17 protein-coding genes are annotated in these 20,359 nt (G+C 72.9%); 11 read left to right on the forward strand and 6 right to left on the reverse strand.

Translation table 11 applies throughout. The annotated features are described in order from the left end of the window. Nucleotides 1-82: 82 nt before the first annotated feature. Together ABGB21_RS35220 and ABGB21_RS35225 are read right to left on the reverse strand one after the other, a co-directional pair. A complete protein-coding gene (locus ABGB21_RS35220; protein WP_347681498.1) occupies nt 83-1,444 on the reverse strand; it encodes a low temperature requirement protein A in 1,362 nt (453 codons plus the stop codon). 209 nt (nt 1,445-1,653) lie between these two features. Beyond that, the gene (locus tag ABGB21_RS35225; protein ID WP_347652132.1) at nt 1,654-2,151 is read right to left on the reverse strand and encodes a GNAT family N-acetyltransferase; all 498 of its coding nucleotides are present in this window, start codon (nt 2,149-2,151) and stop codon (nt 1,654-1,656) included. A 39-nt stretch (nt 2,152-2,190) separates the two neighbouring features. Here ABGB21_RS35225 and ABGB21_RS35230 point away from each other — a divergent pair, with 39 nt between their 5' ends. Further along, the gene (locus ABGB21_RS35230; protein ID WP_347652131.1) at nt 2,191-3,129 is read left to right on the forward strand and encodes an LLM class F420-dependent oxidoreductase; all 939 of its coding nucleotides are present in this window, start codon (nt 2,191-2,193) and stop codon (nt 3,127-3,129) included. Nucleotides 3,130-3,147: 18 nt separating this feature from the next. Here ABGB21_RS35230 and ABGB21_RS35235 read toward each other — a convergent pair whose 3' ends face one another. Beyond that, complete coding sequence (locus ABGB21_RS35235; protein WP_347652130.1) at nt 3,148-4,104, reverse strand: siderophore-interacting protein; 957 nt, start codon at nt 4,102-4,104, stop codon at nt 3,148-3,150. Nucleotides 4,105-4,317: 213 nt separating this feature from the next. After that, the gene (locus ABGB21_RS35240; protein WP_347652128.1) at nt 4,318-5,178 is read right to left on the reverse strand and encodes an alpha/beta hydrolase; all 861 of its coding nucleotides are present in this window, start codon (nt 5,176-5,178) and stop codon (nt 4,318-4,320) included. A gap of 254 nt (nt 5,179-5,432) precedes the next feature. Between ABGB21_RS35240 and ABGB21_RS35245 the strand changes: the two genes are divergently transcribed. Beyond that, nucleotides 5,433-6,128: a suppressor of fused domain protein gene (locus ABGB21_RS35245; RefSeq protein ID WP_347652126.1), complete on the forward strand. Its 696-nt coding sequence runs from the start codon at nt 5,433-5,435 to the stop codon at nt 6,126-6,128. Between the two features lie 33 nt (nt 6,129-6,161). Further along, nucleotides 6,162-6,806 carry a nitroreductase family protein gene (locus ABGB21_RS35250; RefSeq protein ID WP_347652124.1) on the forward strand — a complete coding sequence of 215 codons (645 nt, stop codon included), beginning with the start codon at nt 6,162-6,164 and terminating at the stop codon, nt 6,804-6,806. Between the two features lie 24 nt (nt 6,807-6,830). Here ABGB21_RS35250 and ABGB21_RS35255 read toward each other — a convergent pair whose 3' ends face one another. Next, the gene (locus ABGB21_RS35255; protein ID WP_347681500.1) at nt 6,831-7,409 is read right to left on the reverse strand and encodes a hypothetical protein; all 579 of its coding nucleotides are present in this window, start codon (nt 7,407-7,409) and stop codon (nt 6,831-6,833) included. 111 nt (nt 7,410-7,520) lie between these two features. Beyond that, the gene (locus ABGB21_RS35260; protein ID WP_347681523.1) at nt 7,521-12,086 is read right to left on the reverse strand and encodes an ATP-dependent helicase; all 4,566 of its coding nucleotides are present in this window, start codon (nt 12,084-12,086) and stop codon (nt 7,521-7,523) included. A 202-nt stretch (nt 12,087-12,288) separates the two neighbouring features. On the opposite strand from ABGB21_RS35260, the gene ABGB21_RS35265 reads away from it, so the two are divergent. The 8 genes from ABGB21_RS35265 to ABGB21_RS35300 all read left to right on the forward strand — a co-directional run bounded on the left by ABGB21_RS35265 (nt 12,289) and on the right by ABGB21_RS35300 (nt 20,289). Next, nucleotides 12,289-12,750: a hypothetical protein gene (locus ABGB21_RS35265; protein ID WP_347681502.1), complete on the forward strand. Its 462-nt coding sequence runs from the start codon at nt 12,289-12,291 to the stop codon at nt 12,748-12,750. 202 nt (nt 12,751-12,952) lie between these two features. After that, on the forward strand, nt 12,953-15,790 hold the full coding sequence (locus ABGB21_RS35270; protein ID WP_347681504.1) for a Na+/H+ antiporter subunit A: 2,838 nt from the start codon (nt 12,953-12,955) through the stop codon (nt 15,788-15,790). Beyond that, the gene (locus ABGB21_RS35275; protein WP_347681506.1) at nt 15,787-16,311 is read left to right on the forward strand and encodes a Na(+)/H(+) antiporter subunit C; all 525 of its coding nucleotides are present in this window, start codon (nt 15,787-15,789) and stop codon (nt 16,309-16,311) included. The genes ABGB21_RS35270 and ABGB21_RS35275 overlap by 4 nt, the downstream gene beginning before the upstream one ends. After that, entirely contained in the window at nt 16,308-17,813 is a 1,506-nt protein-coding gene (locus ABGB21_RS35280; protein WP_347652114.1) for a Na+/H+ antiporter subunit D, read from the forward strand. The genes ABGB21_RS35275 and ABGB21_RS35280 overlap by 4 nt, the downstream gene beginning before the upstream one ends. A 77-nt stretch (nt 17,814-17,890) precedes the next feature. After that, nucleotides 17,891-18,442, forward strand: coding sequence for a Na+/H+ antiporter subunit E (locus tag ABGB21_RS35285; protein WP_347681525.1), 552 nt, complete (start codon nt 17,891-17,893; stop codon nt 18,440-18,442). Next, nucleotides 18,439-18,699, forward strand: coding sequence for a monovalent cation/H+ antiporter complex subunit F (locus ABGB21_RS35290; RefSeq protein WP_347652113.1), 261 nt, complete (start codon nt 18,439-18,441; stop codon nt 18,697-18,699). The genes ABGB21_RS35285 and ABGB21_RS35290 overlap by 4 nt, the downstream gene beginning before the upstream one ends. Continuing rightward, nucleotides 18,696-19,055, forward strand: a complete 360-nt coding sequence (mnhG, locus tag ABGB21_RS35295; RefSeq protein ID WP_347652112.1) for a monovalent cation/H(+) antiporter subunit G — start codon at nt 18,696-18,698, stop codon at nt 19,053-19,055. Before ABGB21_RS35290 ends, mnhG begins: the two co-directional genes overlap by 4 nt. Before the next feature lie 28 nt (nt 19,056-19,083). Beyond that, nucleotides 19,084-20,289: a histidine kinase gene (locus ABGB21_RS35300; RefSeq protein ID WP_347681507.1), complete on the forward strand. Its 1,206-nt coding sequence runs from the start codon at nt 19,084-19,086 to the stop codon at nt 20,287-20,289. The last annotated feature ends 70 nt before the right edge of the window (nt 20,290-20,359 follow it).

Genomic DNA, 20,359 nt, shown 5'->3' on the forward strand with positions numbered 1-20,359 from the left:
TGCTGTCGTCGATCTTCACGTACAGTGCGGTCAAGAGGGTGTCCAGGTCTTGCGTCACAACATGATCTTGGATGCCCTCTCCTCATGCCTGGACATCGACCCCTGACTTCGGAACTACTCGTCTAGACGACCGGGTACGGCGTCCCGGTCCGCTCGCCGGGCGGACCAGGATCGGTGGCCGACGGTCTGTCCGGCCCGGCCACGAGGGTCGGTGGGCGGGGGAGGCCCGGCACCGGGGCGCGCCACCGTCAGATCGGCGGTGTCGGCTCGTCCCGCGATCTGCCGTGGGAGCGCGTGTCGGCGGCGGCGACGCCGAGCAGTACGAGGACGACCGCCGTGCCGGCGGCGAGCGGTGGCATCTGGAGGGTCGCCGGCGCCAGCACACCGAGGGCCAGTATGCCGACCGTGTGGGACTGGGAAACCCGACTGAAGAGAAGATCTGGAACTCGACGGCCAGCCGTCCGGTGAGGAAGAGCGCGGGACCGCCGAGGATGGCGACGAGCCCGGTCGCCCGAAAGCCTGCGAGCGGCGCCGTGATGATCAACTCGAAGCCGGCGCCGGTCAGCACGATTCCCGCGATCATGACCAGGTGGGTGAACGCCACCTCGGTGGCGAGGCGCGGGGTGTCGGTGGATCGGCTGATCGCCGGGCCCAGCAGGCGGCCCGCCCGATGGAAGTAGATCCGCCAGAGCAGGATGGTGCTCGTCAACCCCAGTGCGAACCCGGCCGTCTGCGCGGCGTGGAACGCGCTGCCGCTGAGGGCCAGCCCGACGACGAAGATCGCCTCGCCGAGCGAGATGAGAAGAAACTGCTGGTACCGCTCGGTCAGGTGTTCAGCCGCCGTCGCGGCGATACGGACCCGATGCGCGCCGAGTCCGGGGGTCGGCCACCCGAGGAGCAGTCCGGCGCAGTCGACGACTATCGCGACCGTCCAGAGTGCGCCACGGACCGTACCCTGTTCGACCAGCCCGCCGACGATCCAGAGCGGCGCGGCCAGGCCGAGCCAGAACAGATTCCGTACGGCCTGCTGAGGGTCCGGCCCGCCGTGGCCGACGATCTGGAAGTACACGATCCGACCGATCTGGAGGGTCACGAGCGTGATGGCGAAGAGACCGGCGCGCTCGCCGAAGCCGTCGGGCACCGAGACGGCCATCACCATGGCGCCGATCGCCGTCACCACGACGACGGACTGGATCACCCGGGTCTCCGGCTCCAGCCAACTGGTCGACCAGACCGTCCGTACCCAGACCACCCACAGGGCCAGGAACAGCAGGAGGGACTGGCCGACGCCGGCGAGTGCGCCGTCACCGGTGAGGTCCTCGATCAACCGGGCCGAGATCCGGGTGAGTGCGAAGACGAAGACCAGATCGAGGAAGAGTTCGAGAAAGGTGGCCCGTTGGGGCGTGGTCGGGCTGCGGAGCAACCGACCGGCCTCCTCACCCATCCGTGCACCGCCCGCCCCGGCACGGCTGGTGTCGTCGAATGCGCACCTGGCCTCCCACCCGATGACCTCACCGTGCCAACGAGCCGACCACGGTCATGGCATCGCCCGACGCCGACCGGCCCGGCCGTTGGACGGGGACGGGACGCCGACCCGGCCGGTCGGACGGGGACGCCGACTTGGGGCGGTCGGACGGCGGCGCTGCGGGCGGCTCAGGCCGGGCCGGCCAGGCGCTGTTCGAGCACCAGTTCGTCGTGCAGCGGGATGCCGTCCTCGCCGACGGTCGGGATGGTCGGCTTGACCAGCCGGGCCCGGTCCACCGCCCCCGGGTCGACGGCGACGATGCGCAGCCCACGTCGCTGGTAGAAGCGCAGTGCCCGCAGGTTGTCGTTGGAGGTGATCAGCCACAGCCGGTCCGCGCCGTGTTGGCGGGCCGTGTCGGCGGCGGCCGCGAGCAGCCTCGTACCGACCCCGCCGCCAGGCTTGTCGGCGACCACGCTCACCACCTCCAGACCGCGTTCGTCGAGGCGCCAGACGAGCGTGCCGAGGAGCGCCCCGGCCGCGTCGACGGCGACCAGGGTGGGCAGCTCACGCAGGTCGTACCGGACGTCGTGGGCGATCACGTACGGCCCGCTCCACTCCCGTTCGTGCAGCGCGTCGACCGCGTTCCGGTCCGGTGGCGCCGCCGGACGTACCACGATCCCGGGCACCCGTCCGCCCCTTCCCGACGTCCCTGGTTAGGTAGCAGTATGCGGCTCTGTATCTTCACCGAACCCCAGCAGGGGGCGTCGTACGACGACCTGCTCCGGATCGCCCGGCACACCGAGGAGTGCGGCTTCGACGGCTTCTTCCGCTCCGACCACTACCTGGCCATGGGCGGGGACGGGCTGCCGGGGCCGACCGACGCGTGGCTGACCCTGGCCGCGTTGGCCGTGCAGACCTCCCGGATCCGGCTCGGCACCCTGGTCACCTCGGCGACGTTCCGGCTCCCGGCCCTGCTGGCGATCAGCGTCGCCCAGGTCGACGCGATGAGCGGCGGCCGGGTCGAGTTGGGCCTCGGCACCGGCTGGCACGAGCCGGAGCACCGGGCGTACGGCATCCCGTTCCCGCCGTTCGGCGAGCGGTTCGACCGGCTGACCGAGCAGCTCGAGGTGGTCACCGGACTGTGGCGTACCCCGCTCGGCGGGACCTTCGACTACCAGGGCAAGTACTACCAGCTGACCGACTCGCCGGCGCTGCCGAAGCCGGTGCAGTCGCCGACGCCGCCGGTGATCATCGGGGGCAAGGGGCCACGGCGTACCCCGATGTTGGCCGCCCGGTTCGCCGACGAGTTCAACGTGCCGTTCGAGCCGGCGGAGAGTGTGGGCCGCAGCTACGCGGCGGCGGCCCGGGCGAGCGAGCAGGTCGGCCGGGCGGCGGCCGGCCGCGCGCCGCTGGTGCTCTCCGCCGCCGTCACGGTGGTCTGTGGTCGCTCCGACGCCGAGGTACGCCGGCGCGCCGAGGCGATCGGCCGGGATCCGGACGAACTGCGGGCCGGTCCCGGTGTGGCCGGTACGCCGGACCAGGTGGTCGAGCAGATCCAGGAGTACGCCCGGCACGGTGCGGAACGCCTCTTCCTCCAGGTGCTGGACCTGGCCGACCTGGACCACCTCGACCTGATCGCCGCCGAGGTGGCGCCCCGGCTCTGAGCGGACGTCGATCCGGTCTCAGGCGGCGTCGTCGGCGCGGCCGAGTCGCCAGTAGCCCATGAAGGCCACCGCCTCGCGGTCCAGGCCGCGTTCGGTCACCAGGTGCCGGCGCAGGGCCCGGATCACGCCGGACTCGCCGGCCAGCCAGGCGTAGTGCCCGCCGCCGGAGAGCCCGACCGGCACCTCCCACAGTTCGTCGTCCGGGTCGACGACCCCGCTGTCGTCCGGCGTGGCGCCGTCGCCGGCCGTCGCCCCGGGCGACGTCGGGATCAGCCGTTCGGCCGCCGCGCGGACCGCCGGGATCAGCCGGCTGCCGTGCGGTGCGCCGGAGCGGGGCAGCCAGGTGACGGTGAGTCCCGGCGGGGCCGACAGGTCCAGGAGGTCCTCCGGGAGCGGCACCTCCAGCAGCGCCTCGCCCCGGCTGCCGGCCGGGAGCCGTTCGAGGATCGCGGCGATCGCCGGCACCGCCGTCTCGTCCCCGGCGAGCAGCAGGGTGCGTCCGGTCAGGGTCGGTTGGAACTCCCGACCCCCGTGGTCGCCGGGGTAGCGGTGCTCCGGACCCATGACCACGACCCGGTCGCCGGGGCGGGCGGCGAGCGCCCAGCGGGCCGCCGGGCCGTGCGGGCCGTACGATCCGCCGTCGTCGTGCAGCACGATGTCGACGTCCACCTCCCGCAGGTGCCGCCGGACGGCCCGGGTGGTGTACGTCCGGAACGGGTTACGCAGAGCGGTGGGGAGTGCCCGCCAGCGTGCGTACCAGTCCGGGCCGTCCGGCAGGTGGGTGAAGCCGTGCACCGGGACCGGGAAGACGAGTTTGATCCGCTGGTCGTAGCCGGGGTCGGCGAAGGTGTCCAGGTCGGCTCCGGTCAGGGTCACCCGGAGGAAGGACGGGCTCAGCCGGCGCAGCCGGGCGACCTCGGTGTGGAAGAGCCGCCACGCGGCGACCGTGGGAGTGATGGTGGAGACCTCGGTCATCAGGCTCGGCCTGCCTTTCGGGGCGCGACGACTCGTACCCGCCGACGCCGGCACCCCGGCACGCGAGCTTTCGTTAGGTTAGCCTAACCTCCGAGGCGGGTCACGTGCCGGTGGGTCACGGGGGACGGCCCGACACCCGGTGTCCGGGCCCGGGCTGGCCCACGCGTCCCGGTCCCGGCCCCGACTGTCCAGGGCCGGGACCGCTCGTCGCGCTCAGCGCTTGCCGGACGTCGCCGGGGTCTTCGCCCCGATGAACTCCAGGATCGCCTTGTTGACCTCGTCGGCGTGGGTCCACGGGATCCCGTGCGGCGCGCCCTTCAGGGTGATGAGTTTGCTGCCCGGCACCATCGGTGCCAACCGCTGCCCGGTCACCGGGAACGGCAGAACGGCATCCTTGTCACCCTGGACGATCAGCAGCGGTACGTCGATCCGCGGCAGGTCCGGCCGGAAATCCGTCAGCCAGGCGTCGATGCTCTGCAACGTGGCGATTCCGGAAGCCCGCGCGCCGACGTTCCAGTGTGCCCGGAACGCCTCCTCGCTGACCCGCTTGCCCTTGTTCTCGTCGTAACTGAAGAAGGCCGTCACGAAGCTGGTCAGATAGGCGAACCTGTCCTCCACCACGGCCTTCTTGAAACCGTCGAACAGGCTCTGCTCCACCCCCTCCGGATTGTCCGAGGTCTTCAACAGGAACGGGGCGAGCGGGCTCAGCACGATCGCCCGGCTCACCCGCTCCGACCCGTACTTGCCCAGGTAGTGGACCACCTCTCCGGTGCCCATCGAGTGACCCACCAGGATCGCGTCGTTCAGTTCCAACTCGCTCATCAGGATGTCCAGATCGGCGGCGAACGTGTCGTAGTCGTACCCCATGGCAGGTTGGCTCGAGTTGGCGAAGCCCCGCCGGTCGTAGGTGATCACCCGGTATCCCGCGGACAGCAGTGGCCCGAGTTGCTTCTCCCAGGACGAACCTCCGTACGGGAAACCGTGGATCAGGACTATTGGTTGGCCCGATCCGTGGTCCTCGTAGTACAGGTCGATCGGGGCGGAGTTTTCGTTCCCTACTGTCACGAATGGCATGGCCTCTCCGATTCCTCGTCACCAACGAACCCGCACCGGCTACCACGATCGTGTGGCAGGGTCGCTGTTGTCCGCAGCCATATCGACCAGCCTGGCCGCCAGCCCAAACGGCAGTGTCGTCCGGGGCCGCGAACATCCCGTCGGGGCGCGTCACCGGCCGGGCCGGGTACCCGTCGACGACCGACCCGAGCGGGCGTCCGTCAACCTGTCCACCGCCCGTGCCGCAGACCACCGGTCGTCTAGGCTGCCAGGTCATGGGCGACCCAACAGGTACGGGAATCGTGCGGCACCAGCCGCGGTACGACGGATTCGTGGCGGCGGCGGGTCAGCGGCCGCAGGTGGCCGAGGCGATCGACGCGCACCTCACCACCCACTTCGGACCGGTGTCGTTCGTCTGGCACGAGCTCGCCTCGCACCTGGTCGGGGTGCACGTGTACGTCATCGGTCCCACCGCCGAGCGTCCGTACCAGACCCTGGTCACGTCGGGGATGAGCGAACGGCCGATGACCGTGCCCGAGGGGAGCGGAATCAGCCCGTACGCCGAGTTGGTGCTCTGCCTGCCAGCGGACTGGCCGCTGACCCAGGAGGCGCTGCGCGACGACGCGACCGGGTGGCCGGTGCGGGTGTTGAAGCAGGTGGCCCGGCTGCCCCACGAGTACGGGACCTGGATCGGCGAGTGGCACTCCGTACCGAACGGGGATCCGGCGGAGCCGTACGCGGACGGTACGCCGTTCGCCGGCGTGGTCGTCACGCCGATGCTGAACGTGCCGCCGGAGGCCCGCACCATCACCGTGCCGGACGGTACGGAGATCAACCTGCTCGCCCTGGTGCCGCTGCATCCGGCCGAGGTCAGGCTCAAGGTCACTGCGGGTACGAACGCACTCGTCGCCGCGCTCGACCGGGGCAGGGTCAGCGAACTGCTGGACCCGGACCGGCCGTCGCTCGTCTGAGCCGGCCTCCGGCCCGCCTGGCAGGATGGCGACATGGAGTTCGCTGAGGTGATCCGCCGACGCCGGATGGTGCGGCACTACTCCGACCGCCCGCTGAGTCCCGAGGTCGTCGAGAAGATCCTGGCCAGCGCGTTGCGTGCGCCGTCGGCGGGTTTCTCCCAGGGCTGGGCCTTCCTCGCGCTCACCGACCCGGCCGACCGGGCCCGGTTCTGGCCGTTCGTCCCGACCCGGGTCGCGCAGACGCCGAGCATGCAGGACGCGCCGCTGGTCGTGGTGCCGTTGGCGCACAAGGCCGCGTACCTGGCCCGGTACGCCCAGGCCGACAAGGGCTGGACGGACCGGGCCGAGGCCCGGTGGCCGGCGCCGTACTGGTACGTCGACACCGGGATGGCCTCGCTGATGATGCTGCTGACCGCCGTCGACGAGGGTCTGGGTGCCTGCTTCTTCGGCATCATGCCGATGGCCGGTGACGACTTCGACCCCGAGGTGGAGGTGCCCGCGCACACGGCCGCGTTCAAGGCCGAGTTCGGGATCCCCGACGAGTACGCCCCGATCGGCGGCATCTGTGTCGGCTACCGCGCCGACGACCTGCCTCCGCAGAACCCGACGGTCGCCGGACGTCGACGTGGCGCCGAAGCGGTCATCCACCGTGGACAGTGGGGCCGTCACCAGGGCTGAACGCGCGCCGCCGGCGACCGTCGGTCAGGAGGGTGGGGCGAGCGATTCCCGGATCAGGGTGACCACCTCCGCCCAACTGTCGACCGGGGTGGCCCAGTCGGGCAGTGCCGGATCGGCCAGCTGCTCGCCGGTCCCACCCCGGAACAGGTAGCGGTGCGGCACCGTCTCCAGATGCGCCAGCACGTCGAGACGGTCGTCCACGAAGTGGGTGACCCCGAGGCGCTGACAGACCGGCGCCTTGTCCCGCCGTTCCCGTACGAAGTGCAGGTTGTCGGTGGGGATGCCGGTGCGGTCGGCGAAGTCGTGGTGCTCCAGCCAGGCGCGGGTGTTGGCGGCGACCTTCGGGCCGGCCTTGGAGACGACGTGCACCCGTCCGGCGAAGAGTCCGGTGGTCAGCGCGGCGAGCGCCTCGAAGACCCCCGCCGTGGCCGGGGTCTCCAGGGGTCGACTGCCGAAGAACGAGGTGTCCTCGTCCCGACCGGAGAGTGCGACGATCACCCCGCCGACGTCGACCCCGAGCGTCGGGGACCGCAACCATCCCGGGCCACGGTACGGGGCGGGTGTGCCGCCCGGTCCGCCCCGCCCGACCCGCTGTCGTGCCACTGTCCGCACCCGACCCGTTGACGAATTGTCGATCATGCTGAGGTCAGGCTATCGGCGGTCGCAAGCCGATTACCGGCTGCCGGGGCGGCGTCACCAGCTGCCCGGTGCGGCTCAACCCCGTAGTCGCAGACCGCGCGGGGTGGTCCGGAAACCGGCGGCGGTGAGCGCGTCCCGCAGCGGGGAGGCGTGCACGGAACCGCCGTCGGCCCGTTCCACCGCGAGTACGCCGAGCGCGCCGGAGCCGACCGCCGAGGCGAGCGCCCGGGCCGCGGCGGCCAGCGCCTCCGCGTCGTCCACAAAGGAGAGCAGGGTACGGCCGCCCCGTTCGACGTACAGCACGAGCTCGCCGCCGACCAGCACGACCAGGGCACCCGCCTTCCGCCCGGCCCGGTGCCCGGTCGCGGAGCCGCCCGGCTCGACGGTCCCGTCCCCGGAGTCGACGACCCGGGGTGGCCAGGGCAGCGCGGCGCCGTACGGGTTGGCCGGGTCGGTGGCGGCCAGCACCCGGGCCAGCACCCCGGACCGGCGTACCGACTCCTCCGGCTCGGCCAGCGCCCGCAGCCGGTCCACCGCACCCGGGACCGCGAACTGCGCGGCGCCGAGCCCCTCGACAAAATAGCCGCGCCGGGCCGCGCCGCGTTCCTCCAGCGCGGCCAGCACCGGATAGACGGCGGCGAACCCGCCCGGGACGCCCTCGGCGACCACCGCCCCCCGGGTCACCACCCCGTGCCGTTCCAGCAGCACGTCGGCGAGGGCGGCGGCCCGCCGGGTCGGGTCGGTGTCCCGGTCGGGCAGCCGCGACCAGCGTCCGGCCATCGTCGGCGGCCCGGTCCGGGTCGGCATCGTCGGCCGCCCCGGGCGCCGGAAGCGGGTCCGGGGCGCACCGGCCCGGACCCGGTGCGCACCCCCGCCGCCGAGCAGCGCCCGCAGCGGCGCCAGGGTGTCGTTGGTCAGCCAGCCGGCCCAGACCAGGTCCCAGACCGCGCCGACCAGTGCCTCGTCCCCGACCAGCCCCGACTCGGGCAGCGCGGTGCCGACCCGGTCGGCCAGCGACCGGAAGAACAGCGCCTGCCCGTCGGCGAGCGCTGCCAGCACCGCCTCGTGCAGCGGGGTCAGGGTCAGCGCCTCGTCGGGCGGGGGCAGCAGCAGCGGTGCGGTGTCGGCGTACGCCAGGGTCAGCCAGCCGTCCCCCCGGCCGATCGCCCCGGCGCCGGCCCAGACCACCTCACCACTGGCGCAGAGTTCGTCGAGGTGGGCGGGGGAGTAGTCGGCGACCCGGGCCGGCAGGACCAGGCTCTCCAGCGCCGAGGCCGGCACCGCGACCCCCTGCAGCTGCTCCAGCACGGCGGCGACCGCCTCCACCCCCCGGGCCGCCGCGCCGACCTGCTGCCAGCGGGGCAGGAAGCCGGCCAGCACCCGGGCCGGCACCGGCTCGATCTCCCGGCGCAGCGCGGCGAGCGAGCGGCGGCGCAGCAGCCGCAGCACCTCCGCGTCGCACCACTCGGTGCCGGTGCCGGTCGGCGAGAACTCCCCGGAGACCACCCGTCCGTCGGCGCCGAGGCGGCGCAGCGTCTGTTCGACCACAAAAACCCCGAGCCCGAACCGGGCCGCGCAGGTCGCCGCCGCGAACGGGCCGTGCGTGCGGGCGTACCGGGCGACCAGATCTCCGAGCGGGTCGGCCACCGGTTCCAGGTACGCCTGCGCGACCCCGACCGGCAGCGCCACGCCGAGCGCGTCGGCGTACCGGCCGGCGTCCTCGACCCCGATCCAGCGCTCCTCGCCGGCGACCCGGACCCGCAGGATCCGCCGCGCCCCGGCCAACCCGGTCAGCCAGTCCGGCGCGACCCCGCGTCCGGTCAACTCCTCGTCGGAGAGGTCACCGAGCAGCCGGAGCAGCTCGACCACGTCCTCGGCGTCGCGGGGGCGGCGCTGCTCGGTCAGCCAGCGCAGCTGTCGTTCGGTCTCGGCGACCACGCCCGGGTCCAGCAGCTCCCGCAGGTCGACCCGGCCGAGCAGCTCGCCGAGCAGGGCCGAGTCCAGGGCCAGCGCGGCGGCCCGGCGTTCGGCCAGCGGGGCGTCGCCCTCGTAGAGGAAGGCGCCGACGTAACCGAAGAGCAGCGACCGGGCGAACGGCGACGGCCGGGGCGTCTCCACCTCGACCAGCCGGACCCTGCGGGCGGCCACCTCCCGCATCAGGGCCACCAGGCCGGGCAGGTCGAAGACGTCCTGCAGGCACTCCCGGGCCGCCTCCAGGGTGATCGGGAAGTCGGCGTACTCGCGGGCCACGTCGAGCAGTTGGGCGGCGCGCTGCCGCTGCTGCCAGAGCGGCTGGCGGCGGCGCGGGTCGCGGCGGGGTAGCAGCAGCGCCCGGGCGGCACACTCCCGGAACCGGGCGGCGAACAGCGCCGAGGCGCCTACCGACTCCTCGACCAGCCCGGCGATCTCCTCCGGGTCGAAGGCGACCAGGTCGGCGCCGGGCGGATCCTCGGCGGTGTCCGGCAACCGGATCACGATGCCGTCGTCGGAGGGGACCACCTGGGCGTCGACGCCGTACCGCTGCGCGAGCCGGCGGCCGATGGCCAGCGCCCACGGGCCGTTGACCCGTGCCCCGAGCACGCAGTGCACGGTCAGCCGCCAGTCGCCGAGCTCGTCGCGGAAGCGTTCGACCAGCACCGTCCGGTCGTCCGGCACCGACCGGGTCGCCGCCTGCTGCTCACGCAGGTACGCCACCAGGTTGCCGGCCGCCCAGTCGTCCAGCCCACCGGCGCGCAGCCCGGCCCGGGCCGTCTCGTCGTCGCCGGCCCGGACCAGCCCGCGCAGCCGGGCACCGATCGCCCGGCCCAGTTCCACCGGGCGGCCGAGCTGGTCACCCTTCCAGAACGGCATCCGGGCCGCCTGCCCGGGGGCGGGGGAGACCAGCACCCGGTCCGGGGTGATGTCCTCGATCCGCCACGACGACGAGCCGAGCAGGAAGACGTCGCCGACCCGGGACTCGTAGACCATCTCCTCGTCGAGTTCGCCGACCCGAGCGGCACGCTGGGCACCGGCCAGGAAGACGCCGAAGAGTCCCCGGTCCGGAATGGTGCCGCCGCTGGTCACCGCGAGCCGCTGCGCGCCCGGCCGGCCGGTGAGCACGTCGGCCGCCCGGTCCCAGACCAGCCGGGGCCGCAGCTCGGCGAAGGCGGTCGACGGATAGCGCCCGGAGAGCATGTCGAGTACGGCGTGCAAGGCCGAGTCGGGCAGCTCGGCGAAGGGCGCCGCCCGACGGACCAGGGCCGCCAGGTCGCCGAGCCGCCACTCGTCGAGCGCGACCATCGCGACCACCTGCTGGGCGAGCACGTCCAGCGGGTTGCGCGGATAGTGCAGCTCCTCGATCGTGCCGTCGGTCATCCGTTCCGCGACCACCGCACAGCTGAGCAGGTCGCCCCGGTGCTTCGGGAAGACCACCCCCCGGGAGACCGCGCCGACCTGGTGCCCGGCCCGGCCGACCCGCTGCAGCCCGGCCGCGACGCTCGGCGGCGCCTCGATCTGCACGACCAGGTCGACCGCGCCCATGTCGATGCCGAGCTCCAGGCTGGAGGTGGCGACCACGGCCGGCAGCTGACCGGACTTGAGCGCCTCCTCGATGTGCTGGCGTTCCTCCCGGGAGACGCTGCCGTGGTGGGCCCGGGCGATCACCGGCGGTGCGCCGGCCGCCGCCCCGGACTGCGCCATGATCTCCGCCGGCAGCCGGTCCGGGGGCAACGGCCGGGCCCCCTCGGACTCCTCCGCCGCCAGCTCGTTGAGCCGGGCGCAGAGCCGTTCGGCGCTGCGCCGCGAGTTGGTGAAGACGATTGTCGAACGGTGGGCCCGGACCAGCGCGTACACCCGTTCCTCGACGGCCGGCCAGATCGACGCCCGGCGGGGTACGCCGAGCCCGTCGTCGTCCGGCTCCGGCTGCTCGTCGAGCCGGGTCATGTCCTCGACCGGCACCTCGACGCTGACCTCGATGGTCTTCGCGGTGGCCGGCTGCACCACGGTCACCGGGCGGGCGCCGCCGAGGAACCGGGCGGTGGTCTCGATCGGCCGGACGGTGGCGCTCAGCCCGATCCGCTGCGCCGGGGCGGGCAGCAGCGCGTCCAGCCGCTCCAGGGAGAGCGCCAGGTGGGCGCCGCGCTTGGTGCCGGCCACCGCGTGCACCTCGTCGACGATCACCGTCTCGACACCGCGCAGCGAGTCCCGGGCGGCCGAGGTGAGCAGCAGGAAGAGCGACTCCGGAGTGGTGATCAGGATGTCCGGCGGGGTACGGGCGAACGCCCGGCGCTCGTCGGCCGGGGTGTCGCCGGTCCGCATCCCGACGGTGATCTCGGGTGGCGGCAGACCGAGCCGGGACGCGGCGTGCCGGATCCCGGTCAACGGAGCGCGGAGGTTGCGTTCGACGTCGACGGCGAGCGCCTTGAGCGGGCTGACGTAGAGCACCCGACAGCGCTGTCGCGGGTCGTCGGGTGCCGGCCGGCGGGCCAACTGGTCCAGCGACCAGAGGAAGGCGGCCAGGGTCTTGCCGGATCCGGTCGGTGCGACCACCAGGGCGTTGTGCCCACCGCCGATCGCCCGCCACGCCCCGGCCTGGGCGTCGGTGGGCGCGGCGAACGCGGCGGCGAACCACTCCCGGGTCGCCGCCCCGAACGGCTGCAGCACGTCGGTCACCCGCCAATCCTGCCCGGTCGGTCCGACATTCGGCGCGGCACGGATGGTCCCGATCCTGGCGGAATGGGGGATCGGTACCTGTTTGATCGTTGGTATCGCCGGAGATGAGGGCTAAGTCTCACTTAACTGCTTGCGGTAGGTGTGCGACCTAAAGTAACTTCGCCGAAACCTGAGTCGTGCCGAGGGGGCCCGGATGACCAGCGTTCCGCGCGACATCCCGATGGTTGGCGACGCCCCGGCCACGTCCGCCGTACCGGGGGCCGCGGCGGTGTCCGCCGTACCGGAGGTCGGCGGGGGCGAGACCGACGTGCTGGCCCGACGGGTGGAGACGTACCTGTCCGTGGCGCGGACCGCGCTGCGCGGGCCCGACCTCGAACTCGTCGAGCGGCTCGCGGTGACCCTGCGGCACCTGGTCGCCGACACCACCGCCGCCAGCGCCGCCGACCGGGCCCGGGTCCGGGCCGCCGTGCACGCCCTCGTGCTGCGTCGCGAGGCCCACGGCCGGGTGCTGCCCCGACGGTCACTCGCCGCCGCCCAACAGGTGATCAACCAGGTGGTCCGCCAACTCGGCCGGCCGGACCTGGCGGTGCACAGCACCCCGGACGGCGTCGTGGCCGGCCCGCACCCGGTCGACTCGCCCTGCGCCGTCTGCTGACGATCGCACTCCGCCCGGCACCTGCCGGCGGTGTCGTCCCGCGACCCCGCGCCGACCGGGGCGGGCCGGGTCGGTGTCGGGGTTGATTCCGGCAAACCGCCGTCTTTGTCGGCGGCCGTGTCGTCTGATCCTTGGTGAGGCGCCGGGGCGGTGAGTCCGGGATCTCCGCCGGGAATCCGCGCCGACACCACCGGGAGTGTTGATGCTGGTGCTGCTGGCCCTCCAGTTCGGGGCGGCCTCCGTCGCACCCGTGCTGGTCCGGTGCTGGGGGCGACGTGCCTGCTACCCGCTCGCGCTCGCCCCGGCCGCGGCGCTCGGCTGGGCGGTCGGACACACCGCCCGGGTCACCGACGGCGGTGCGGTCGTCGAGACGTACCCGTGGGTGCCGGGGCTCGGGCTCGACCTGGCCCTGCGGGTCACCACCCTCTCCTGGCTGATGGTGGTGCTGGTCGGCGGGATCGGCGCCCTGGTACTGGTCTACTGCGCCGGCTACTTCGACGCGGACGAGCCCGGCCTCGGGCGGTTCGTCGCGATCTTCGTCTGCTTCGTCGGCGCCATGCTCGGCGTGGTCGTCGCCGACAACCTGCTGCTGCTCTACGTTTTCTGGGAACTGACCAGTGTCTGCTCGTACCTGCTGATCGGACAGCACCCGGAGCAGGCGGCCAGCCGTCGCGCCGCCACCCAGGCGCTGATCGTCACCACCCTGGGCGGGCTGGCCATGCTGGTCGGCTTCATCCTCGTCGGCGAGCACGCCGGCACGTACCGCTGGTCGGAGATCGAGGCCCGCCCGCCGTCGGGCGGGGCCTACCTGGTCGTGGCAGTGCTGCTGATCGTCGCCGGTGTGGTCACCAAGTCGGCGCTCTTCCCCGCCAGTTTCTGGCTACCGGCCGCGATGGCCGCGCCGACGCCGGTCAGCGCCTACCTGCACGCCGCCGCGATGGTCAAGGCCGGGATCTACCTGGTGGCCCTGCTCGCCCCGGTTTACGCCGACGTCGGTCCGTGGCGCCCCCTGCTCTTCGTCGCCGGTGCCGGCACCATGCTGCTCGGCGGCTGGGCCGCGCTGCGGCAGGTCGACCTCAAGCTGCTGCTGGCGTACGGCACGATCAGCCAGCTCGGGATGCTGACCGTGCTGGTCGCCGCCGGCGACCCCGACGCCGCCCTCGCCGGAACCACACTGCTGCTGGCGCACGCCCTGTTCAAGGCCACACTCTTCCTCGTGGTCGGGATCGTCGACCAACGGGCCGGCACCCGGGACCTGACCGTGCTGTCCGGGCTGTGGCGGCGGATGCCGCTGGTCGGCGCGGTCGCGCTGCTCGCCGCCGCCTCGATGGCCGGAGTGCCGCCACTGCTCGGCTTCGTCGCCAAGGAGGCGGTCTTCGAGGCGTTCGTCGGCGACCCGCCGTTGCTCGCCGCCCTGGTCGCGGGTTCGGCGCTGACCGCCGGTTACACGGCCCGGTTCGTCTGGGGCGCCTTCGCCGACCGACCCGGTGCCGAGCCGACCCCGACCCGCCCGGTCGAGCCGGTCCTGCTGCTGCCGGCCGCCGCGCTGGCCGTCGCCGGGCTGGCGCTCGGCCCGTTCGCCGGCGGAGTCGGCGAGGCGCTTCGCACGTACCCCGGGGTGTTCGGGGCCACCGACCACCACCTGGCGCTCTGGCACGGCCCGGGGCTGGCGCTCGGCCTGTCGGCCACCGCCCTTGCCGGCGGCCTGCTGCTCTTCGTGCTCTTCCGCCCGGTTCGTCCAGCCCTGGCCCGGCTGCGGGCACCGTTCGACGGCGACACCGCCTACCAGTACGTCGCCCGGGTCCTCGACCGGCTCGCCGTCGAGGTGACCGGGGCGACCCAACGCGGCTCGCTGCCGCAGTATCTCGGCATCATCCTGCTGGTCCTGGTCGTCGGGCCCGGCGGCGTACTGCTGTTCGGAGACGTCCGGCCGCACGTGGCCGCGCACTGGGAGAACCCGCTCCAGGCGGTCGTCGGCGTGGTGCTGGTGGTGGCGGCGGTGCTCGCCGTCCGGGCCCGCCGCCGGCTCACCGCGGTGATCCTGGTCGGGCTGACCGGATACGGCACCGGTCTGCTCTTCCTGCTGCACGGCGCGCCGGAGGTGGCGCTGACCCAGTTCCTGGTCGAGACGGTCACCATCGTGATCTTCGTGTTGGTGCTGCGCCGGCTACCGACGCATTTCTCCCGCCGGCGGCTGCGCCGCATCCGGTGGGGACGGATCGGACTCGGTCTGGCGGTCGGCACGGTGATGGCCGGACTCGTCCTGGTCGCCCGGGCCAGCCGGCAGGCCGCGCCGGTCTCCGAGAACTTCCCCCAACTCGCCCGGGACTTCGGGTACGGGCGCAACGTGGTCAACGTGATCCTGGTCGACATCCGGGCCTGGGACACCCTGGGGGAGATCTCGGTGCTGGTCGTCGCTGGCACCGGAGTGGCCAGCCTGATCTTCCAGTTCCGCCGGCGCCCGTCCCGTGCCCGCCGGCCGGACCTGCCGGCGCCCGGGCCGGAGCGGGTCTGGCTGCGGGCCGGATCGACCCTGCACATCCGACGCCGGTCGATCGTGCTGGAGGTTGTCGTCCGGCTGATCTTCCACACCATCGTGATCTTCTCCATCTTCCTGCTCTGGTCCGGGCACAACGGCCCCGGCGGCGGTTTCACCGGAGGGCTGGTGGCCGGCCTCGCGCTCGCGCTCCGCTACCTCGCCGGAGGACGACACGAACTGGACCAGGCGGCCCCCGTCGACGCCAGTGTGGTGCTCGGAACGGGTCTGCTGTTCGCGATCGGCACCGGACTGCTCGCGCTGCCGCTCGGCGGCCAGGTGCTGCAGAGCGCCCGGGTCGACGTGCACCTGCCGCTGGTCGGCGACGTGCACCTGGTCACCTCGGTCTTCTTCGACATCGGTGTGTACCTGGTCGTGGTCGGCCTGGCGCTCGACATCCTGCGCAGCCTCGGCGCCGAGGTGGACCACCAGATCGAGGTGGAGGAGGCGCCGGGTGGCGGACTGCGCACCTCCGGAGAGCAGACCCCCGGGGTACGCGGATGACGCCGGACGTGGTGCTGGTGGTTGTCGTCGGCGTGCTCTTCGCCACCGGCGCCATCCTGCTGATGGAACGCAGCCTCAGCCGGGCGCTGCTCGGCGTCATCCTGTTCGGCAACGGGGTCAACCTGCTCCTGTTGCTCGCCGGCCACCCCGGTGGGGTACCGATCGTCGGCATCACGCCCGCCGAGGAGATGGCCGACCCGCTGCCCGAGGCGATGATCCTCACCGCGATCGTGATCACCCTCGGCCTCACCGCGTTCCTGCTCGCGTTGGCGTACCGGAGTTGGCAGTTGATCGGGCACGACGAGGTGCGGGACGACCCGGAGGACCGTCGGATCGTTCGCCGGGCCGAGCGGGATCAGGTCTCGGGACCGGACGACAGCACCACCGAGGGGCCGCTGGCACCGGACGGGTTCGGCGGTCTTGATCCCGAACAGGTCGACCCGGAACCGCCGCCCCGCCGGTTCGACGGTCCGGCGACGGAACCGCCGCAGCCGCCGGGCGGGACGGCGGGACCCCGATGACCTTCCTGGTCCCGTTGCCGGTGGCCCTTCCACTGCTGGGGGCGGCGCTCACCCTCGTCCTGGTCCGCCGTCCCGTCCTGCAGCGGACGATCAGCGTCGCCGCCCTGGGCGCCACCCTCGTGGTGGCGGTGCTGTTGCTCTGGTACGCCTACCGGTCCGGCCCGCAGGTCGTCCGGATCGGGGGCTGGCCGTCGCCGGTCGGCATCGTCCTGGTCGCCGACCAACTGGCCGCGCTGATGCTGGCGGTCTCGGTGGCGGTGACCCTCTGCGTGCTGCTCTACTCCGTCGGCGAGGGTCGGGCGGATCCCGGACAACACAGTCCGGTGGTCATCTACCACCCCACCTTCCTGGTGCTGACCGCCGGCGTGACCAACGCCTTTCTCGCCGGCGACCTGTTCAACCTCTTCGTCGGCTTCGAGATCCTGCTGGCTGCCAGCTATGTGCTGCTGACCCTCGGCGGCACCGAGGCACGCACCCGGGCTGGTACGACGTACGTCCTGGTCAGCCTCCTGTCGTCGCTGATCTTCCTGACCGGCGTCGGCCTGGTCTACGCGGCCACCGGAACGGTGAACATGGCGCAGCTCGCCAGCCGGCTCGACGCGCTCCCCGACGATCTCCGGCTGGCGCTGCAGCTCGTACTGCTGCTCGCCTTCGGCATCAAGGCGGCGGTCTTTCCACTCTCCGCCTGGTTGCCGGACAGCTATCCGACCGCACCGGCCCCGGTCACCGCGGTCTTCGCCGGCCTGCTGACCAAGGTCGGCGTCTACGCGATCATCAGAAGCGAGACGCTGCTCTTCCCGGACGGCCGGACTGACGGCCTCCTGATGGTGGCGGCCCTGTTGACCATGCTGGTCGGCATTCTCGGCGCGGTCGCCCAGAACGACCTCAAGCGACTGCTGTCGTTCACCCTGGTCAGCCACATCGGCTATCTGCTCTTCGGAGTCGCGCTGGGTTCGGTGGCCGGCCTTGCCGGGGCGGTCTACTACGTGGTGCACCACATCACCATCCAGACCACCCTCTTCCTGGCCGTCGGCCTGGTGGAGCGGCGGACCGGCAGCACCCACCTGGACCGGATCGGCGGACTGGCCCGGCTGGCCCCGCTGCTCGGGATCATGTTCTTCGTACCGGCGTTGAACCTGGCCGGCGTGCCACCGTTCTCCGGCTTCCTGGGCAAGCTGGGGCTGCTGCGGGCCGGGGTGGACGCCGGCGGACTGCTACCCGGGCTGCTGGTGGCCGCCGGTTCGCTGACCAGCCTGCTCACCCTCTACGCGACCACGCGGGCGTGGAACCTGGCGTTCTGGCGTGCTCCCCGGCTGGCCGACCCGGACGCGGCTCCCGGCCTGCCGGCGCTGATGGTCGGTGCCACCACGGTCCTGGTCCTGCTCGGTCTGGGGTTGACCGTCGGCGCCGGGCCGATCTTCGACATCGGTGTCGAGGCCGCCGAGGACCTGCGTCTCCGCCTGCCGTACGTCGAAGCCGTCCTGCCCGGGGACGGACCGTGACCGGGCGGGCGGACCGGCACCGGGGCGACCGGCCCAGGGCGGTACGGTCCGAGCCGGGGCGGGCCGGGGACGGGCGACTGAACTGGCGCCGTGCCCGGGACCAGGTGCTCACCGCCGGCTGGCTGGTGGTCGCCTGGGGTCTGCTGTGGGGCGAGTTCACCTGGGGCAACCTGGTCGGCGGGGCGCTGGTCGCCGTCGTCGTACTGGCCGTGTTCCCGCTACCCCGGGTCACCTTCGACGGCCGGGTCAGGCCACTGGCCCTGGCCCACCTCGTCGCCCGGTTCGTCGTCGAACTGGTGGTCGCGAGCGTCCAGGTCGCCTGGGCCGCGCTGCGCCCCGGCCCCTGGCCCCGCAACGCGATCATCGCGGTGCGACTGCGGGTCCGCACCGACCTCAACCTGACGCTCACCGCCGAACTGGTGTCCCTGGTCCCCGGCACGCTCATCGTCGACGTGGACCGGGAGAGCGGCACCCTGTACGCGCACGTCTTCGACGTCGATGGCGACCTGGCGGCGGACCGGGCCCGGATCCTGGCCCTGGAAACCCGGCTCGTCCGTGCGCTCGGCTCCGCCGCGGAGCTGCGTCAACTGTCGTCCACCCACCACACCGAACCGGGAGGTACCCCGTGAACGCCGTCGCCGTCGTCATCTCCGTCCTGCTCTCGACCGCCGTGCTGCTGGCCCTGACCCGGGTGGTCCGCGGGCCCGGACCACTGGACCGGGTGGTGGCCCTGGAAGCGTTGGTGTCGATCCTGGTCGCGGTGCTCGGTGCGGAGGCGGCCCTGAACCGTCACACCAGCACGCTGCCGATCCTGCTCGCCCTCGCCATGTTGGGCTTCGTCGGCACGGTCGCCCTGGTCCGCTTCGCCGCCGGGGAGGAGGCGTGACCGGCGCGGCGGTCTGGGACGTCGTGACCGCAGGCTGCCTGATCGCCGGCGGGCTGCTCAGCCTGGCCGCCGGGATCGGTCTGGTCCGCTTTCCGGACGTGCTCTCGCGGATGCACGCCGTGACAAAACCGCAGGTTCTCGGGGCCCTGCTGAATCTGGGCGCGTTGGCGGCGAGTCTGCGTAGCGGCGCCGTCCTGGCCACCCTGGTGCTGATCGGGGTGTTCCAGTTGGCCACCGCGCCACTCGCCGCGCAGATGATCGGCCGGGCGGCGTACCGGAGCGGACGGCTGGAGTCCGCGTCGCTGATCACGGACGAACTCGCCGACCGGGACGCGGGTACGGGGCGGGGAGGCTGACTCCGCCCCCGCACCCATACTTGGGTCCATGTCCGTACCGTCGTCGCTGCTGGCCTGGGTGGTCGACCGCCTCCGGAACACCAACCCGTACGTCGTCGACGGCGCGTTGGCCGCCGCGGTCGCCGTACCACTGTCGGTGCCGTTCCTGACCTCGCCGCCGGGGCACGTGACCCTGCTCGGCGTCGTCCTGAACGTGGGTACGGTGCTGCCGCTGATCTGGCGACGGCGGGCCCCGTTCACGGTGGCGGTGCTGGTGTACGTCTTCGCCGCGCTGGTCTCACTGCACCACCGGCCCGGGCAGATGCTGCAGTACAGCGGTCTGGTCGTGATCTACACCATTGCCGACCGCGGTCGACCGTGGCAGCGGCGGCTCTTCCTCTGGGTCATCCTGCTCACCTTTCCGCCCGCGTCCTTCCTGCTGAAACGCAACACGCTCGCCGAGTTCATGTTCACCATGCTGCTGCCGCTGACCGCGTACCTGCTCGGCACGCTGGCCCGGACGAACCGGGCCCGGATCGTGGCGGTGGCGCAGCGGGCGGCGGAGCTGGAACGCGGACGGGAGGCGGACGCCGCCCGGGCCGCGGCCGAGGAGCGGAACCGGATCGCCGGGGACATGCACGACGTGCTCGCGCACGCGGTGAGTGTGATGGTGGTGCAGGCCGAGGCGGGACCGGTGCTGCTGCGTACCGAGCCGCGGCGGGCCGAACGGGCCTTCGACGTGATCGCCGAGGCCGGCCGGTCGGCGATGGAGGAGCTGTCCCGGACCCTGGGCGCGCTCAGGTCCGCGTCGGACGTCGGCGTCCGGGTGCCGCCGCCGACGGTGGCCGGGATTGCGGCGCTGGTGGACCAGGTACGCGGCACCGGCCTGCCGGTCGGGTTGACCGTGCACGGCACGGCACGGCCGCTGCCGGTCGGTGCCGAGACCGCCGGTTACCGCATCGTCCAGGAGGCGTTGACCAACACGCTGAAACACGCGGCGGCCAGCTCGGCCGAGGTACGCCTCGACTGGACCGACGACGAGCTTGTCCTCACCGTCACCGACGACGGCGCAGGCCGGGCAGCAGCGGTTGACGGTGGACTCGGGCCGAACGGTGGCCCCGGTCGTTGGGGCGGGCACGGGCTGGCCGGGATCCGGCAACGTGCGGCGGCCTGTGGCGGCACCGCCGAGATGGGACCGGGGCAGTCCGGTTTCCGGGTCCGTGCCCGGTTGCCGCTGGCCGGCGGCGGTCGATGACGCAGCGGCCGGACGGCAGGCAGTGGCCGATGGCCGGCAGTGGCCGGCAGGGAGGCGACGGGGTGACGGA

It is taken from the genome of Plantactinospora sp. B24E8, assembly GCF_039871735.1.
Lineage (GTDB): Bacteria > Actinomycetota > Actinomycetes > Mycobacteriales > Micromonosporaceae > Plantactinospora.

Bases quoted from the DNA above. Each gene is read 5' to 3' on its own strand.
- ABGB21_RS35250 (WP_347652124.1), top strand. From the start codon at position 6,162: ATGGAGTTCGCTGAGGTGATCCGCCGACGCCGGATGGTGCGGCACTAC.
- ABGB21_RS35275 (WP_347681506.1), top strand. From the start codon at position 15,787: ATGACGCCGGACGTGGTGCTGGTGGTTGTCGTCGGCGTGCTCTTCGCC.
- ABGB21_RS35300 (WP_347681507.1), top strand. From the start codon at position 19,084: ATGTCCGTACCGTCGTCGCTGCTGGCCTGGGTGGTCGACCGCCTCCGG.
- ABGB21_RS35220 (WP_347681498.1), bottom strand. From the start codon at position 1,444: ATGGGTGAGGAGGCCGGTCGGTTGCTCCGCAGCCCGACCACGCCCCAA.
- ABGB21_RS35230 (WP_347652131.1), top strand. From the start codon at position 2,191: ATGCGGCTCTGTATCTTCACCGAACCCCAGCAGGGGGCGTCGTACGAC.
- ABGB21_RS35245 (WP_347652126.1), top strand. From the start codon at position 5,433: ATGGGCGACCCAACAGGTACGGGAATCGTGCGGCACCAGCCGCGGTAC.
- ABGB21_RS35240 (WP_347652128.1), bottom strand. From the start codon at position 5,178: ATGCCATTCGTGACAGTAGGGAACGAAAACTCCGCCCCGATCGACCTG.
- ABGB21_RS35270 (WP_347681504.1), top strand. From the start codon at position 12,953: ATGCTGGTGCTGCTGGCCCTCCAGTTCGGGGCGGCCTCCGTCGCACCC.
- ABGB21_RS35235 (WP_347652130.1), bottom strand. From the start codon at position 4,104: ATGACCGAGGTCTCCACCATCACTCCCACGGTCGCCGCGTGGCGGCTC.
- ABGB21_RS35265 (WP_347681502.1), top strand. From the start codon at position 12,289: ATGACCAGCGTTCCGCGCGACATCCCGATGGTTGGCGACGCCCCGGCC.
- ABGB21_RS35280 (WP_347652114.1), top strand. From the start codon at position 16,308: ATGACCTTCCTGGTCCCGTTGCCGGTGGCCCTTCCACTGCTGGGGGCG.